Source organism: Methanoregula sp., from assembly GCF_052325125.1.
Classification (GTDB): Archaea; Halobacteriota; Methanomicrobia; order Methanomicrobiales; family Methanospirillaceae; genus Methanoregula.
In genome coordinates this window covers 1-15,075 of sequence record NZ_JBKQWO010000027.1, presented here as the reverse complement: position 1 = coordinate 15,075, position 15,075 = coordinate 1, and the positions used below count along the sequence as shown (strand labels likewise).

The following is a 15,075-nucleotide window of genomic DNA, read 5'->3' as shown; positions in this document are numbered from 1 at the left end:
AACACATCTGCGGGGATATCAGCAACATGGCGTTCAAGCAGGAGACCGTTGCCGCGATTTCTATCAGTTATATCGCCGAGAGCATCCGCAGGGCGGGTGAATATTCTGAGGATATTGCCGAGAACGTGATCAACTATATCGTCGAGGAAAACCGCTCCCTCCAACGCCGGCCTGCAGGAAAATAATCATTTTAGTACACACCGGACTTTGGGAGTGATAACCTCTTTATAACAAGCAATCTTTTTCCGGCTCCCGGAGAAATCCACAATAATTCGTCTAGATCAAGAGTTGCAGGAGGTTTTTTAATAGAGTTCCTATTTTTTCAGGGCCGATACAAACTACAAATCCAGAACAACGGGAACCAAGTTTCATAAGTCCCGGGATATACGAAAGCGATATAATATGTCCTGTCGCGATTGTCCGGACTTATGCAGGGGATATTGGAAGGGCCGTGAGGCTAATATGCAGATCACTACCAAACTGGCAGGTGCGACCAGACCGTGAGGCAAGCCAGAAAAAATTTATCGTGAACGCCCGGCATGTAAGAAAGGCAGGCAATCCGGATGATTCATATACTCAAGCACCGATGCTTCAGACGCCGCTCCTGCGCCAGGGAAAACTCATTTTTATCTGCAGTACTGAAACGGTTCAAAGATCTTCTTCACGCTTTTGCTTTTGTCACCCATGTGAAATACGCTCTGGTTCGATCCAGAAGAGTTCCGACGGACATTCCCAAACGCACGAAAACAGGACGGGTGGGTTCTGTTGACGGGTTACCCGACTTCAGGTGCGTTTTCTGGCCTGATGACTCTCCTGTTTTTGGAGTTTGAGTTTTTTCCGTTTTTTTCTTTTTCATTGCCATATTATGCCTCCCGCTCTTCCCAGCAGGAAATACACAAGCCGGTCTTTTTCGTATAGAGAAAATCCATCATGGGCATACGAGCGCTGCACCGGGTACACCGTATCGCAGGAAGTGGCGACGGGAACAATTGCAGCTCCCGTTTGTCATCGGATTCCCAGTCAGATGTTTTCCGGCCCGGCCCGGGGAATTTTTGCCGTCGCGTCGGCCTGGTAACGGCCGTATGTTCCGGTCGCTCGATTTGAATTCCAGCCCGGCCAGAGGTTTCGTGCATGCAGGATTCGGCCTTATGGATCAGATATGGCGCTTTCAGGCTCTGCTCAACTTTTTTTATCTGTTCTTGGTGGATCCTGTACGATTTGATCATAGGGTCTTGCTCCAGGAAGATTTGTTTCGATAGGTCCATTCTCCTCACTACTATGTCATCTCTTAACTATATAGATTTGGTGATTAAGTATATATATTTTTTAAAAGTATTGATTTAATCCGAAGCTATCCGGTGGAGTACAAAATAGATAGGCAAATGTCCCTTTCTCTTGAAAAACCGGCGATGTCCGATCTGTAATCAAGAAAACAACAGCGTAAAAAGCGGGAATTTTCAATGGAGGTTCTACCCGGCACTCCGGGGGGAGACACTTATCTGAAACTTCCCTGCACAGCGAGAAAATGGCAGCGACTGAAATTTCCTTTTTCCCAACACCTCATATATATCCTGCTTTTCTGAGGATACCCGCTATGCCAAAATATGCGGCACTGATAAGAACATCCGTTTTCAGTTCGGCCACGATGAATGAGTTGTCGCCGGCACGATATGCACCATAGATGAGAAAACACCGGTACCCGATCCAGCAGATAAAAGAGATCAGAAATACGTACCCAATGCCGATACCGATGCTCCATGCCAGAGCGAGTCTATCCAGAGTAGGATAAGCCAGCGCCACCGGCTCTTCCCCGGGCCGATCCTGAATGTTGCCCATATCGGTACTTTTTTTCATCGTTTTATACCTCCATTTCAGAGATACTCTGACAACACTTTCTGATAGAGCCGGCCGACATTCTCGTCTGTTGCAGTCATAGGTGGAAACCCGGAGAACCCGGCCGCCCACCGGAGATCCCGGGGAAGCCGGAGACCGTACTGGCTCCGGGAGAGGAACCATCCTTCTTTGCGGTAATACCGGGAGAGATATTCCTGTTCCCACTGTCCCGGTGTTGGAATAAAAAGCCCGCTTCCCAGTCCGGCCTCAGCAATGTCCATCATAGTGGTATACCCGGAACGGCAGATGATGAACCGCGCCCGCGACATGAGCAATGATTTTTCCCTGCCGGAAATATACGAGAAGACGACGGTCCCGTCATCCAGCGTAATAACCCGGTCTGTTGCTGGTTTACCGAGGAGAACCACTTTTCTGCCAGGAAGGTGCGGGATTTGCGGCAGAAGGATTTTTTCAAGCACCGTACGCTGGGGTTCCATTCCCGAGATGACAATCAGGTAATCGATATCTTTTTTCACCGCTTCTTTGCGGACACTTGCAAGTATTCCGCAATAATAAATACGATCGCGGAGTGCCGGAACAGGTGTCCGGGAAAGTTTTCCCGCAAGAGCGCCCTTTGTTGGGGGATTGTCTGGCACCACAATTTTTGTGAACCTGGAAAATGCGTCAGCCTGAATGTATATCCCAATCAGTTCCATCGGCCACGCAATCAGGGGAAGGCTCTGGTGCAGCTGATGAGTAATCTGAATTGAAGGAACATGATGCGAAAAGACGCCGGAACGGGAGTCGCTGATGATGAGATCGAACGCGAATTTTGAGAATATTTTTTCTGCTTTTTTCCGTTCCGCGAGGTAGGCTTCAATAAGGTGCGGGATGTAGGCCGTATACGTCGGCAGGAAGACCCTGCCGTTGTTGTGAGGAACCGGGTAATCCTCGAACCGGATAAACCCGCATTCAGGGCACTCTTTTTTCAGAAACTCGAGTGCATTCCCACTGGTACCGATAGTAACTTCATGACCGTGGCGGAGTAGTTCCCGGATGATCGGTACATCCCGGGACGCGTGACCCAGTCCCCAGTTCAGTGGCGCAACAAATACCGATCCCATTCTTCGCTGTTCCTTTCAATTGATATTGAAGCCTGTCAATCAGGTAGCAAGTCTCCGCTCATCAGATCCAAAGAATGTCCAGGTCACCGCGATTGTCAGGCGGATTGGCCGCGTTATCTGTGATTCCGCCCGGATTGAGAATGAATGGATCTGGGTCTCGCACATCTGCAGGCATGCAGTAAGAATCGAGAGGGTTACCTCCGCAACCTCCTCGTTCTCCTGCCATGCCGGATCTGCATAGATGCAGGCATCAAGAAATGGAAATTTCTTTACAGACTGCCGGGCAAGGTATGCAGCACCATCTCCAATTCTCTGCGTAAACTGGTGGTGAATAACCCCTTCTTCTGGTGTATTCAGGAGCGCGCGACGAAAGCAGAACCCGTCCCGCATATTCCTCGCAACATATTCTTCATAAACGGAATGATTTTTCTGACAGGACGGCAGGAGCGGGCGGGCATGCCACGGATTGCCTGCGTCCTGCATAAAGTGCATAGCGTAGCCGAGTTTCTCCAGTGCGCTGGTCTCATGGACCGCGGTTTCTGCCTCACGGATCGCCTCACGGGTCAGTTCACCGGCAAAAAAGGAGCAGAGCGGCATATAATGCCGCACTTTGTCAAATATGCCCCAACTGTCGGGCACCATGACATTTTGCCTGAGTATTTCCCGATGGGAGCGGGAGAGTCCCATATGGAGCGCTGCAACATCGGTAAGATCCCAGTGTGTCGCGTTCATCCAATGTTTAATATCTCTCACCCATGTGAATAGAGTTTATTGATTAAATATATTCTAAATCTAGAAAATATATATACATTCCCCCCCCCTTTTCAGCGCGAGGGCAGGCCACCTATGTTATTAAGGAAACTACCCCCCTCATAAAGAAGGTGCATCCCTCGAAAAAACCCTGCATCCAGTAGGTATGCTTCATAATCATTACCCAGCCCTGTCGGAAAATTTTTAATATAAATATGAATAATCATACAATTATGAAAAGTATGAAAAAGATGAATTGTAAGGGAACGGAAAACCTTGTAGACGAACTGGTGGCTCCCCGGAGAGAGAAAACAAAACATCTCTTTGGCAGCGTGAAGGTCGGGGAGCGGGGGCAGGTCGTCATCCCAAAGGAAGCCCGGGAGATCTTCGGCATCGAACCCGGTGATATCCTGCTCGTACTGGGCGATGTTGAGCGGGGCATTGCGCTTGTAAAAGCCGATGCACTGCAGGAATTCGCAAAAAAAATTCTTGAGACAGCAAGCAGTCCCCGGGCAGATACATAAGGTGAAACGAATGAAAATTATCGTACTGAACGGCAGCCCCAAAGGATCTGTCAGTGTCACGATGCAGTACGTGGCGTACATGCAAAAAAAATTCCCGGCGCACGAATACCGGATCTTCAATGTGGCACTGGATATCCGTAAGATCGAAAAAGATGATGCCGTGTTTGGCGGGATCATCGATGCAGTGCGAACCGCAGACCTTGTGCTCTGGGCATTTCCCCTCTATTTCATGCTCGTACCGTCCCAGTATAAGCGGTTTATCGAACTGGTCTTCGAGCGCCACGCAGAAGAAGCATTTTCCGGGAAATACACTGCATCGCTCTCCACTTCAATCCACTTCTTCGATTATACCGCCCATGCCTACGTGCATGCGATCTGCGATGATCTTGGCATGCGCTACGGCGGGTTTTACTCAGCCGGGATGAGGGACCTGCTCATAGCGGAGGAACGCAGCAGGCTGGAGAAATTCGCACAGGTACTCTTTTCCATCCTATCGGATAAGGTACCGATCCAGCGGGAGCATGCACCCCTTGTATGGCCGTCATGGCCGTATGTTCCGGGCCCGGCACCGGAACCGGTCAGGACCGGCAGGAAAAAAGTTGTCATTCTTACCGACTCCGATGACAGTTCCGCCAATTGTGCAAAAATGACCGGGCGGCTCATGCAGGCCTTTTCCGGTACTGCCGAGCGGGTCAACCTGCATGACGCGGATATCCGGGGCGGGTGCCTCGGGTGCTGCCAGTGCGGGTATGACAATACGTGCGTATACGCGGACGGGTACCGGGATCTGTTCACAAAAACACTGGGGGCAGCCGACATCGTCATCATGGCCGGCACGGTGCACGACCGGTATCTCTCATCAATATGGAAACAGTTCTTTGACCGGAGTTTTTTCAAAGGCCATATCCCGGGCCTCAAGGGAAAACAGATCGGGTTTGTCATTGCCGGCCCCCTGCAGCAGCTGCCAAACCTCAAAGAGGTACTCTCGGCATGGGCAGACAACGGGGGGTGTCGTGCCCTGTTTGTTACGGACGAGTGCGGTGATTCCGGAAAACTCGATGCGCTGGTGGACGCAACAGCAACGCGCCTCGTGACGGGTGCGGAATTCGGGTATATCCCTCCGCATACTTTCTATGCAGTCGGCGGCCACAAGGTATTCCGTGACAGCATCTATGGGGACATGCGGCTTGCGTTCCAGGCCGATTACCATTACTACAGGGAGCACGGCATGTTTGATTTCCCCCGGAAGGACCTGAGGACCCGGATATTCAATGCGATCTTTGTCCCGCTGATTAAAATCCCCGGTTTCCGGAAAAAAATATTTTCCGATATCAAACACCACATGATCCAGCCGTTTGAAGGCGTGCTCAGGAATACCTGATTTTTCCGGAGACCCCGATATGAAAAAGAGTGGCCTGCTCCCGGGTTTTCTCCCATTGATTGTTTTTGGGGCCATTGCCGTCATCTCCGGGGTCACAATAGCACTCGCTGCTGCAACAGTGGCCGCTATCGTCGTCGGATGGACAGATCTGAGAAAAGGGATGATCCTGTCATGGGCAAACCTCGTGCTGTTCGGCAGCATGCTGGTTGCGATCGGCATTCTTGGCATGACCTGCATCATTCCGTATATGGGTATCCTGATCTATGCCGCACTTGCATCAGTCACCTTCGGTTCGATCCTCTTAAAAAAAGCGTTCACTCTCCAGTATGCACGCGGAATGGTTGAGAAAGCCCTCTGGGACAAACCGCTTTTCATCCGGGTCAATGTATTTATGACCGGGATATGGGGCGGGATTTTTTCGATCAATGCAGGACTGAATGCGATCGCACTTGTCACCCCGGGACTTGCCGGGCACATTTTTCAGGTCCTTACCTATATCGTGCTCATTTCCGGGATCATCTTTACGATGGGGTATCCCGGGCATATCCGGAAAAAATATGCTCCTGTACCCATGCAGAATACAAGGTAACGTGTTACCAGACCGGCTTTTTGAAAATTTTACAACACTCTTCAAAGACGTGTGCAGACGGAATTACATGCGCATTGACCGGTATCCCGGCCCGGATCCTTATCTCCCGGGTTTTTTTTCCCGCGACCGGGTGACGGCCCGCACATAAAAAAATTTCACGTTTTAACGTTGCAGGACGATAAAAACCCCGGTTCTCCCCGCAGACAACCGGAAAGGAAATCCAATCGGGATAAGCAGCAAAAGAGGGCCTGGACAAAACCCACTGGAATGAGGCCAGGGCCGAGATTTGAACCCGGGTCGAGGGATCCACAGCCCCTTAGGATAACCAGACTACCCTACCCTGGCAGATGTTCCTGTTAACTTGGTCGTGAACTCTGATTAATTTAACTCCCTGATCCGCGAGGGCCCCCGGAGACGGAGGAATGAGGCGGTCCCGGGCAGCTGTCCGGGAGCGACTATTAATAGGGTGGGGCATCCATTAAGATATCAGGTGGCTCTGACAGGATATTCATAAAAGATGGCATGCGGCGTCGGATGACGCCGCGCCATGGATGATTTTTAATCCACGATCGGAGCACGTGCGAACGGGGGGGGTAAATGGCGGCAGACCCGAAGATCAGGACGCCGATTGTGTGCGTCATGGGGCATGTAGATCATGGCAAGACCTCGCTCCTCGACCGGATCCGCGGTTCATCGGTCGTCACATCGGAAGCAGGTGCGATCACCCAGCACATCGGGGCAACGATCGTCCCCATCGAAGCGATCCGTAAGATGAGCGGATCGATGGAGAAGATCCCGATCAACATCCCCGGCCTGCTCTTCATCGACACCCCGGGGCACCATGCGTTCACCACGCTGCGGGCCAGAGGCGGGGCGCTTGCCGACATGGCAATCCTCGTCGTCGATATCAGCCAGGGGTTCCAGCCCCAGACGGTCGAAGCGCTCCAGATCCTCAGGAACTGCAAGACGCCATTCGTGATCGCGGCAACAAAAATCGACCGGATCCACGGCTGGCGGATCAACAGGGACGAATCGTTCCTGTCGACATTTGCAAAACAGAACGAGAGGGTAAAGACCGATGTCGAGACCAAGACCTACGAGATCGTAGGCAAGCTGTCAGACCTCGGGTTCTCCGCGGACCGGTACGACCGGGTCTCGGATTTCCGGCGCAACCTTGCGATCGTGCCGGTGAGCGCCCACACGGGCGAAGGGATCGCCGATCTCCTGATGGTGATGATAGGGCTTGCCCAGCGCTATCTAGGCGAGGAACTCAGGCTTTCGGCCGATGGGCCGGGTGCAGGCACGGTCCTTGAAGTAAAAGAGGAGCGCGGCCTCGGGACGACCCTCGACGTGATCCTGTATGATGGCACGCTCTCGGTAGGCGACGAGATCGCGATGGCATCGCAGAACGATGTGGTGGTGACCAAAGTCCGGTCGCTCTTAAAACCCCGCCCGATGAAGGAGATCCTTGTCGAGGACCGGTTCGAGCGCGTCAAGGCGGTGGTCGCGGCGTCGGGGATCAAGGTCTCCGCCCCGGGCCTCGAAAAGGTGATCGCCGGTTCGCCGCTCTTTGTCGTCCGGGGCAATGCGGACGAGCTCGCGACCCGGATCAGGAAAGAGATGCAGGAGATCCATGTCAACCTTGCTGACGAAGGGATCGTGATCAAGGCGGACACGATCGGCGCCCTCGAAGCGCTCTGCAAGGAACTGGAAACAAAAGAGATCAAGGTGATGCGGGCCGAGGTCGGGCCGGTGAGCCGGCATGACCTGATCGATACCGAGACCATCAAGAACCCGGCGTTCCGCGTGCTCCTGTCGTTCAACACCCCGATCCTTCCCGACGCGGCGGAGATGATAAAAGACCCGCACTACACTCAGGTAAAGGTTTTCTCAGGGCAGGTGATCTACCAGCTCATCGACCAGTACGTCGCGTGGCGGGACGAGCAGAAGAGGATCGCGGAGAAGGCGCAGTTCGAGCACGTGATGATGCCGGCAAAGATCCGGCTGCTGCCGGACTGCGTCTTCCGGCAGAGCAACCCGGCCGTGGTCGGGGTACGGGTGCTGGGCGGCAAACTCCGCAGCGATGTCGACCTCGTCAAGCTTGATGGGAAAAAGGTGGGGCACTTAAAATCCATGCAGCTCCGGCAGGAGGCGATAAGGGAGGCGGACGCCGGCCTCGAAGTGGCAATCTCGATCGATGGGGCGACGATCGGCCGGCAGCTCAACGTGGGCGACGACCTGCTGGTCGATCTCCCTGAAAGGCATGTGAAAGTGCTCGAACGCGAGATGCTCAAGAACCTCAATATCAGCACGCAGGAAGTGCTCGCCGAATTCGTGGCGATCCGGCGCAAAGCCGAGCCGTTCTGGGGCAAGTGACCGGACCGGAAACGGGCATGTCCTGACTGGCGCACATGGCTGATCCGAAAGGACGCGAGGGTTTAATAGCGTATTGGTATAATAAGATGGGTACTTCACGTGCACAGGCGTTGTTGCGCCGTCAGCCGGAGAGTGAACGGGATGCCCGACAACGGCGCGTCCCGGGATAATCAATACGGAGAATCAAGAATGGTTGAGTTAAAGGTTGTTGTATCAGACCCCAAGACCGGTCGCGCCTACAATGTCGATGCCAGCACCGGCGCGGCAGGAGCGATCGTGGGCAAACGCATCGGGGACGAAGTTGACGCCGGCCCCCTCGGGCTTGCAGGCTATAAGATCCTGATCACCGGGGGCTCGGACCAGACCGGGACGCCGGCGAGGAAGAGCCTGCCGGGCGCGGGGAGAAAGAAACTCCTGCTCGCGGAAGGCGTTGGGTTCCACCCGGGGATGGATGGCGAACGCAGGAGAAAAATGATCCGCTCGAACGAGATCACCCCGGAGTTCGTGCAGGTCAACGCCCGCGTGATCGCGTACGGCGAGAAGTCCCTTGATGAGCATTTCCCCAAGACCGAGAAGGCCGAGGGCGAAGAGAAGAAGCCCAAAGAGAAGAAGGTCCGGAAGTAATTTTCCCGGGCAAAAATACTTTTTTCGCGCTCGCTGTTTTTCTGTTCCTTTCTGTTCCTGTATGCAGGTTTTTGGTACGCGTGCGTGTCGCTGCCCCGAATACTCCCGCAGCACAATCCGGACGGGGTTTTGAGTGCAAAATAAATTTCACTCAACGCCAGATATATTTCGCCCTGAAATAATTCCTCTGTATGTCTACCAAAACCAAATGTCCGAAAGGACTGAGATACAGCTGCTGCGGCTGCTGGTTCAGGGCCTGGTGCCCGTATTCCAACTGCGGATAACCGCATGAACACACGGCCGGACCCGGCCGGCCGTAAATGCCTTCTGTCATGAAGGGAGACACCTCTTCTTTACCCACCCCGCCTAGGGAGCGCACGCACTTCACTTCTTCCCAAAGAACCGCTCTCCGGGAGATGACCATCCGGCTCCGACCGGGAGTATGGCAGCTCCCGGAATCATTTCTCAAACCTTAATACCGAAAAAGAAGACTAGAAAAACACAGGCAATCTGAAAGGGGGAACCTGTCATGGCACTCTGCACACTCCGGGAAAAAAGCGACTGCCTCATCGTCGCCCTCCCCGTCTCGGTCGATCACGTTGAGGCTATGACTCTGGAAAAAGAGCTCCGGGAATATGTCGCACGCCAGCCAAAAGCCCTCCTCTGCGACATGTCCGGCACCAAGTACGTATCAAGTTCCGGGCTCCGGGTGTTTCTTGCCATCGGGAAAATGGCAAAAACCTCCGGAGTCCATCTCGGTATTTTCTCGCTCACAGAATTTGTCGATCATATTTTTTCCATGACCGGGTTTACGCAGGTTATCGCCATCTACGATACCGAAGAGGCAGCAGTCCGGGCGGTATCGAAATGGTAAACCCATATTTTTTCCCCCTTGTATTTTTTTTAGCCGGCACCCGGGATCCCCCCGCATATCAGTTCCCCGGAGAATATCCTGACGCGGGCGCACTAAAATGAATCCGTATTCAGGTACCCCTGTTTGACTGCACCCAGCCGGAGTTACAGGGCCGCCGTGACCGTAACCTTGCCGTAGGACGCACTCGTGCTGTCAGTAGCAAGCTGCCTGCCGTTCTCGTAGATGATTACCGTCAGTGCATGAGTGGCGGTGCTGTCGGTTTTCTGGAAGACTGCCGTCACTGAACCGGTGGCGTTTGCCACCTGGTACATCTGGGATCCCGAACCCGTGAGGGTCGTGGTCACGCCACCGGTGCTGTACGTCCCGTTGAAACCGCCGATGTAGCTGACACTGATTGCAACACCGGTTACCGGGACATCCGGCGGGGTTGTCGTTGCGATAACGATTGAAGAAGATGGTGACACAGTGGCCGAAGATCCGGATTGAGCTGGTACCGTGGTTGTTGCCGGGACCACCACCATATCTGAAGACGTGGCATGTCCCGCGGACAAGCCCCCGGTACCGGAGAAGAAAAGGAGCGCCGCCACCACAACCACGCCAATGCCAACCACCGTAGCGATAAGAAGCCACGGGATCTCGGGCCCCCTGCGCCGCCTGCCTCCATGTATATGCGTTCGCATAGGTACCTGTTTCACCTTTTCTTTAATATGGCTTTTTGGAGAGAATACGGGCAGCGGGGAAAAATACCCGGGAAAAGACGCCGGGATAAACAGGAAACAAAAAAGGGCGCTGTTATTTTTTCTTTACCGTGGCAACAAGGGCGTCACGGAGATCTTCATACGGCACCCGGTATTTTTTTGCAAGCAGGACGAGTGCCGCAGGGGGTAGCAGGTTCCCGTCGAACTGTTCCCGGATAACCTTGTTCATCTCGGCGACCACGTCCGTCTCCGGCACGCCCCGGGCCTTCATGATACGGCCGATAAGCTCCTGGGACGGATCGTTTGTCTCGAAGACGGCCGAGGTCGGCTTGAACCCGATGGGGACCGACACGGTAGCCGGGTCAAAGAGGATCGTAAAGACGCCGTTCTCCTGCCTGATGAGCCCTGCCTCTTCTGCCCGCCTGAGCAGGATAGCCGCCTGCTCGGTGCTCATCCACTTGCGGTCAAGCGCGTAATAGTAGACGAGCTCGTTCTTGCGCATCCCGGTCTTGCGGGTGTGCCTGAACGGTGCTGCCACCGTGATCTGGAGGGTCAATTCGGGGTACCAAGGAGGATCTTTTTCAAATCGAGGGCGTCCAGTCCTTCACCGGCATTCTCCTTTGCGATATCGATGTCGGTGCAGGTGTTCTTGTCGGTGAGCCGTACGTAAAAGACATCGTTTGCAACCGGGACTTTCCCGGTCCCGCGCAGGGCAAGCGCAAGCACCGAGATCTTAAGATCGACCGCCTCGGTGATAACCCCGGGGCGCAGGACATCGGGGGTAATATCGCCGAATTCTGCCCGGTTCATCGCGATCTCGATCTTGACCCGGACCCGGACGAGTTCTTTTCCGGTAGTCTTCGTGGACTCCTGTCCGTTCAGTTCTGCGATATATTTCAGGGTTTCAGGAAACGTCATCCCCATCGCAAACGAGAGATCCACCCTTTGGGGGTAACGATAACAGATCCGTCGCATGATTACACTATGGGAGAGCCTAACCTAAAAAAACAATTGCTGTTCCCCTGCGGCTGTTAAACCTGCACGATACCGTGACGGTCACTAGGCCTGCCTGAAAAACAAGATAAAAAAAGGTATTCCCTTTACCGGTTTATTCGACTAACACGGCGTTGATAAGGCCGTCCTGGCCGGGGCGGCTCGTGATCCGGGCGTGTCCGATCTCGGTCCGGACAATCGCGCCCTTGGTGAGCAGGTTCCGCCGGACATAGTTCGGGTTTGCCCCGTTCTCTTCAACGGTCTCGATCTTCACTTTCTTCGTCTCACCGTTGGAGAGTTTTGTGACGTTTGCATACTGCGCACGCATGGACCTGACCTTGATGTTCCCGCCCATGATCCGGACCATCTTGGTCCGGTCTTCCCCGATATGGGTGTCGGCTGGCGCAAGCCCGATCTCAAATCTCCGCTTTCCCTGTGCCGGCCGGCGCCGGCCGCCGGTTACCTTCCGTACTGATTCTCCCTGCCAGAGCATAGTGTCACTCCATTGATATCTTTTTTGGAAAAATTCCTTTCCAAAAAATGGTGCTCTATATATTCCTTTCAGAGTTATTTATAGTATTTCCCGATCGGGAATGCCTTTTCTTCTTCACGCGAGGATTGCTTCGAGAAGCGGACCGAGGTTCTCACCGGTCTTCATATTGGTTTTAAAGACCGGCATCTTCGGGTTATACCGGTGGATGTCGGATTCCATCCTCGCAATGTCTGCGCCCACCAGCGGGGCGAGGTCGACCTTGTTGATGACGCCTATCGTACAGTCACGGAACATCATCGGATGCTTGTTGACCACGTCGTCCCCCTCGGTCGAGCTGACGATGACAATCCTTTTTTCCGCGCCAAGCCGGAAATCGGTCGGGCAGACCATGTTGCCCACGTTCTCGATAAAGAGGATATCGATATCGTCGAGCGGGAGGTGATCGATCGCATGCTCTACGAGATGTGCGTCAAGATGGCATTCCTTGCCGGTGTTCGCGTTGTAGGCAGGGATACCCTGCGCAATGATCCGCTGGAAATCGTCGTCACCATACACGTCGCCGGCGATCGCGCCGGCCCGGAGCCCTTTTGCCGCGAGAAGAGGGACGAGCCGTTCTATAAGCGCAGTCTTTCCCGAGCCGATCGCGCCGAGCAGGTCGAAAGCCCGTACGCCATGTTCCTTCAAGTGCCGGGCGTTCCCGTCCGCAATCGTGTTGTTGACGTCGTATACATCCTTCTCCATCCTGACGTCGATGTGGTGCATACCAGTACTTTTTGAGCGGACAGTGTTTATATCTTGACCCCCATACTTTTTATGCAATGGAAAAAGGCGAATGCATCCTGTACCCCTGCTATTTTAATGCGTCCCTCTCTCGTGATGAGGGCCGCAGGGTTCCACGCACGCTCGGCGTGAAAGGACCGGGGGCAGCCGATATCGAGCGGGCATTAAAACGCCTCGGCATTGCCTGCCAGGCCGAGGAGCACCACCACCCGGCCTACTGGGCCCGGCACGAGGGGCGGGTCGTAGCCACATACTCCGGGAAAAAAACGGCGCTCATTAAAAAAGTTGCCCGGAACATGGAGGTGAAACGGTGACCGGCCTGTACGACCTCCATACCCACACGATCCTTTCCGATGGCGAGATGCTTCCTTCCGAACTGGTGCGACGGATGGCCGTGCTCGGGTATACCACGGTCGCCATCACCGATCATGTCGATACGTCCAATGCCGCATCGGTCGTAAGATCGCTGCTGGACGTCCGGGAATCAGCCCGGCTCTTCGGGGTCCGGCTCCTGTGCGGTGTCGAGATCACGCACGTGCCGCCCTCCCAGATCGCCGCGGTCGCCAGGCGGTCGCGTGAGGCAGGAGCGGATATCGTGATCGTCCATGGGGAGACAACCGTCGAACCGGTGGCACCCGGCACCAACCACGCGGCCTGTGCCTGCCGTGAGGTAAACGTGCTCGCCCACCCGGGGCTTATCACCCATGAGGACGCCCGGCTTGCACAGGAGAATGGGATCGCCCTCGAGATCACTTCCCGGTGCGGGCACAACCGCACCAACGGTCACGTGGTGCGCATCGCACGCGAGACCTCATGCCAGATGGTAGTAGACTCGGACGCGCATGCGCCGCACGATTTGCTGGACAGGACAGGCAAAGAAACCGTAGCGCAGGGTGCCGGTCTGACCGCTGCCGAATCCGCCGGCATTATGTCTTTAAATATCGACCAGTTCCTCCGTTGCTGAAATTTCTATTTATACTTTCACGCAATATTTAAATACCGTAACGTCTCACATATATAGATTACTAAATTAATTTAGTACTTTGTCTCCCCCCCGAGGTCGTTTGCGTGAAGGTTGTTGGCCGAGCGACGAGCACCTATGGCAGCAGGATGCTTGTTATCCAATGCGATGCCGCCCAGCTCCCGGGGTTGTACAGCGAAGTGATGGACCGGAGGACAAAACCGGTGGGAAAGATCATGGACGTTTTCGGGAACGTGAAATCACCCTATGCCCTTGTCCTCTCCCATGGCCCGTGCAGCGTCAGACCGGGTGAGAAAGTGTACGCGAGGGAACCCCGCACCCCCGCGACTGCCCGTTCAGGATCAATCAGGACTACAGCAAGATAATAATGGTGAAGCCGGATGCAGGAAGTTGAGAAATTAAAACTTCTCCAGACTGAGAGAGAAGCGCTCAAATCACGTATAAAAGTTAAAGAGCAGGAAAAGAAAGCCGAGAACCACACCGAGACGGTCTGTCCGGAGTGCGGAAGCAGGCAGCTCGTCCATGATTACGAGCGTGCTGAGCTGGTCTGCCAGAGCTGCGGCCTTGTGATCGATGACGACTTCATCGACCGCGGTCCCGAGTGGCGTGCGTTCGACCACGACCAGCGCATGAAGCGGTCAAGAGTCGGCGCCCCGATGACCTTTACCATCCACGATAAGGGTCTTTCCACGATGATCGACTGGCGCAACCGGGACTCGTACGGCAGGGCAATCTCCTCGAAGAACCGCGCCCAGCTCTACCGTCTCCGCAAGTGGCAGCGCCGTATCCGTGTCAGCAATGCAACTGAGAGAAACCTCGCGTTTGCACTCTCCGAGCTTGACCGTATGGCCTCGGCACTGGGTCTCCCCAGAAACGTCCGTGAGACCGCCGCCGTGGTCTACCGTGACGCGGTGGACAAGAACCTGATCCGGGGCCGGAGCATCGAAGGCGTCGCAGCTGCGGCGCTCTACGCGGCCTGCCGGCAGTGCAGCGTGCCCCGTACGCTCGATGAGATTGCCGAAGTGTCCCGTGTCTCAAGAAAAGAGATTGGCAG

Annotated in this window: 19 protein-coding genes, 1 tRNA gene and 1 pseudogene; 11 read left to right on the top strand and 10 right to left on the bottom strand. The window is 54.5% G+C overall.

The window, feature by feature from the left end; translation table 11 throughout:
• Positions 1-185: pseudogene (locus tag ACLQMU_RS06505) on the top strand (phosphate uptake regulator PhoU); the annotation flags it as partial.
• 476 nt (positions 186-661) lie between these two features.
• Here ACLQMU_RS06505 and ACLQMU_RS06500 read toward each other — a convergent pair.
• The 4 genes from ACLQMU_RS06500 to ACLQMU_RS06485 form a co-directional block, all read right to left on the bottom strand.
• A complete protein-coding gene (locus ACLQMU_RS06500) occupies positions 662-862 on the bottom strand; it encodes a hypothetical protein (RefSeq protein ID WP_422149755.1) in 201 nt (66 codons plus the stop codon).
• Positions 863-1,560: 698 nt separating this feature from the next.
• Entirely contained in the window at positions 1,561-1,854 is a 294-nt protein-coding gene (locus ACLQMU_RS06495; RefSeq protein ID WP_422149671.1) for a hypothetical protein, read from the bottom strand.
• Positions 1,855-1,871: 17 nt separating this feature from the next.
• A complete protein-coding gene (locus ACLQMU_RS06490) occupies positions 1,872-2,957 on the bottom strand; it encodes a hypothetical protein (RefSeq protein WP_422149670.1) in 1,086 nt (361 codons plus the stop codon).
• Between the two features lie 39 nt (positions 2,958-2,996).
• Positions 2,997-3,689 carry a hypothetical protein gene (locus ACLQMU_RS06485; protein ID WP_424040896.1) on the bottom strand — a complete coding sequence of 231 codons (693 nt, stop codon included), beginning with the start codon at positions 3,687-3,689 and terminating at the stop codon, positions 2,997-2,999.
• 260 nt (positions 3,690-3,949) lie between these two features.
• Here ACLQMU_RS06485 and ACLQMU_RS06480 point away from each other — a divergent pair, with 260 nt between their 5' ends.
• Genes ACLQMU_RS06480 through ACLQMU_RS06470 form a run of 3 tightly spaced genes read left to right on the top strand, consistent with a single transcriptional unit; the run spans position 3,950 to position 6,201 of the window.
• Positions 3,950-4,231: an AbrB/MazE/SpoVT family DNA-binding domain-containing protein gene (locus ACLQMU_RS06480; protein ID WP_424039590.1), complete on the top strand. Its 282-nt coding sequence runs from the start codon at positions 3,950-3,952 to the stop codon at positions 4,229-4,231.
• A gap of 10 nt (positions 4,232-4,241) precedes the next feature.
• Positions 4,242-5,612 carry an NAD(P)H-dependent oxidoreductase gene (locus ACLQMU_RS06475; protein WP_424039591.1) on the top strand — a complete coding sequence of 457 codons (1,371 nt, stop codon included), beginning with the start codon at positions 4,242-4,244 and terminating at the stop codon, positions 5,610-5,612.
• 19 nt (positions 5,613-5,631) lie between these two features.
• Positions 5,632-6,201 (top strand): hypothetical protein, encoded by a 570-nt coding sequence (locus tag ACLQMU_RS06470; RefSeq protein ID WP_422149666.1) that lies wholly within the window; start codon positions 5,632-5,634, stop codon positions 6,199-6,201.
• Between the two features lie 271 nt (positions 6,202-6,472).
• On the opposite strand, the gene ACLQMU_RS06465 is transcribed toward ACLQMU_RS06470, so the two are convergent.
• Positions 6,473-6,546: transfer RNA gene (locus ACLQMU_RS06465), tRNA-His, on the bottom strand.
• Between the two features lie 252 nt (positions 6,547-6,798).
• On the opposite strand from ACLQMU_RS06465, the gene infB reads away from it, so the two are divergent.
• The 3 genes from infB to ACLQMU_RS06450 all read left to right on the top strand — a co-directional run bounded on the left by infB (position 6,799) and on the right by ACLQMU_RS06450 (position 10,075).
• The gene (infB, locus tag ACLQMU_RS06460; RefSeq protein ID WP_424039593.1) at positions 6,799-8,577 is read left to right on the top strand and encodes a translation initiation factor IF-2; all 1,779 of its coding nucleotides are present in this window, start codon (positions 6,799-6,801) and stop codon (positions 8,575-8,577) included.
• A 189-nt stretch (positions 8,578-8,766) separates the two neighbouring features.
• Complete coding sequence (locus tag ACLQMU_RS06455; RefSeq protein WP_424039595.1) at positions 8,767-9,201, top strand: 30S ribosomal protein S6e; 435 nt, start codon at positions 8,767-8,769, stop codon at positions 9,199-9,201.
• 529 nt (positions 9,202-9,730) lie between these two features.
• A complete protein-coding gene (locus ACLQMU_RS06450) occupies positions 9,731-10,075 on the top strand; it encodes an STAS domain-containing protein (protein ID WP_424039596.1) in 345 nt (114 codons plus the stop codon).
• A gap of 143 nt (positions 10,076-10,218) precedes the next feature.
• On the opposite strand, the gene ACLQMU_RS06445 is transcribed toward ACLQMU_RS06450, so the two are convergent.
• The 5 genes from ACLQMU_RS06445 to hypB form a co-directional block, all read right to left on the bottom strand.
• A complete protein-coding gene (locus ACLQMU_RS06445; protein WP_424039597.1) occupies positions 10,219-10,755 on the bottom strand; it encodes a hypothetical protein in 537 nt (178 codons plus the stop codon).
• 112 nt (positions 10,756-10,867) lie between these two features.
• A complete protein-coding gene (locus tag ACLQMU_RS06440; protein WP_424039599.1) occupies positions 10,868-11,329 on the bottom strand; it encodes a DUF2240 family protein in 462 nt (153 codons plus the stop codon).
• Positions 11,326-11,748, bottom strand: a complete 423-nt coding sequence (locus tag ACLQMU_RS06435; RefSeq protein ID WP_422149712.1) for a hypothetical protein — start codon at positions 11,746-11,748, stop codon at positions 11,326-11,328. The genes ACLQMU_RS06440 and ACLQMU_RS06435 overlap by 4 nt, the downstream gene beginning before the upstream one ends.
• A gap of 133 nt (positions 11,749-11,881) precedes the next feature.
• Positions 11,882-12,259: a 30S ribosomal protein S8e gene (locus tag ACLQMU_RS06430; protein WP_422149713.1), complete on the bottom strand. Its 378-nt coding sequence runs from the start codon at positions 12,257-12,259 to the stop codon at positions 11,882-11,884.
• Positions 12,260-12,373: 114 nt separating this feature from the next.
• Complete coding sequence (hypB, locus tag ACLQMU_RS06425) at positions 12,374-13,021, bottom strand: hydrogenase nickel incorporation protein HypB (protein WP_422149714.1); 648 nt, start codon at positions 13,019-13,021, stop codon at positions 12,374-12,376.
• Between the two features lie 56 nt (positions 13,022-13,077).
• Between hypB and ACLQMU_RS06420 the strand changes: the two genes are divergently transcribed.
• The 4 genes from ACLQMU_RS06420 to ACLQMU_RS06405 form a co-directional block, all read left to right on the top strand.
• Positions 13,078-13,353, top strand: coding sequence for a signal recognition particle subunit SRP19/SEC65 family protein (locus ACLQMU_RS06420; RefSeq protein ID WP_422149715.1), 276 nt, complete (start codon positions 13,078-13,080; stop codon positions 13,351-13,353).
• A complete protein-coding gene (locus tag ACLQMU_RS06415) occupies positions 13,350-14,003 on the top strand; it encodes a histidinol phosphate phosphatase domain-containing protein (protein WP_424039600.1) in 654 nt (217 codons plus the stop codon). Before ACLQMU_RS06420 ends, ACLQMU_RS06415 begins: the two co-directional genes overlap by 4 nt.
• A 104-nt stretch (positions 14,004-14,107) precedes the next feature.
• Positions 14,108-14,386 (top strand): H/ACA ribonucleoprotein complex subunit GAR1, encoded by a 279-nt coding sequence (locus ACLQMU_RS06410; protein ID WP_422149717.1) that lies wholly within the window; start codon positions 14,108-14,110, stop codon positions 14,384-14,386.
• Positions 14,387-14,401: 15 nt separating this feature from the next.
• On the top strand, positions 14,402-15,075 hold a 674-nt coding region (locus tag ACLQMU_RS06405; RefSeq protein WP_443673620.1), incomplete at its 3' end, for a TFIIB-type zinc ribbon-containing protein.

Coding starts and splice junctions, on each gene's coding strand:
- ACLQMU_RS06500 (WP_422149755.1), bottom strand. CDS start 862: ATGGCAATGAAAAAGAAAAAAACGGAAAAAACTCAAACTCCAAAAACA.
- ACLQMU_RS06495 (WP_422149671.1), bottom strand. CDS start 1,854: ATGAAAAAAAGTACCGATATGGGCAACATTCAGGATCGGCCCGGGGAA.
- ACLQMU_RS06490 (WP_422149670.1), bottom strand. CDS start 2,957: ATGGGATCGGTATTTGTTGCGCCACTGAACTGGGGACTGGGTCACGCG.
- ACLQMU_RS06485 (WP_424040896.1), bottom strand. CDS start 3,689: ATGAACGCGACACACTGGGATCTTACCGATGTTGCAGCGCTCCATATG.
- ACLQMU_RS06480 (WP_424039590.1), top strand. CDS start 3,950: ATGAAAAAGATGAATTGTAAGGGAACGGAAAACCTTGTAGACGAACTG.
- ACLQMU_RS06475 (WP_424039591.1), top strand. CDS start 4,242: ATGAAAATTATCGTACTGAACGGCAGCCCCAAAGGATCTGTCAGTGTC.
- ACLQMU_RS06470 (WP_422149666.1), top strand. CDS start 5,632: ATGAAAAAGAGTGGCCTGCTCCCGGGTTTTCTCCCATTGATTGTTTTT.
- infB (WP_424039593.1), top strand. CDS start 6,799: ATGGCGGCAGACCCGAAGATCAGGACGCCGATTGTGTGCGTCATGGGG.
- ACLQMU_RS06455 (WP_424039595.1), top strand. CDS start 8,767: ATGGTTGAGTTAAAGGTTGTTGTATCAGACCCCAAGACCGGTCGCGCC.
- ACLQMU_RS06450 (WP_424039596.1), top strand. CDS start 9,731: ATGGCACTCTGCACACTCCGGGAAAAAAGCGACTGCCTCATCGTCGCC.
- ACLQMU_RS06445 (WP_424039597.1), bottom strand. CDS start 10,755: ATGCGAACGCATATACATGGAGGCAGGCGGCGCAGGGGGCCCGAGATC.
- ACLQMU_RS06435 (WP_422149712.1), bottom strand. CDS start 11,748: ATGCGACGGATCTGTTATCGTTACCCCCAAAGGGTGGATCTCTCGTTT.
- ACLQMU_RS06430 (WP_422149713.1), bottom strand. CDS start 12,259: ATGCTCTGGCAGGGAGAATCAGTACGGAAGGTAACCGGCGGCCGGCGC.
- hypB (WP_422149714.1), bottom strand. CDS start 13,021: ATGCACCACATCGACGTCAGGATGGAGAAGGATGTATACGACGTCAAC.
- ACLQMU_RS06420 (WP_422149715.1), top strand. CDS start 13,078: ATGGAAAAAGGCGAATGCATCCTGTACCCCTGCTATTTTAATGCGTCC.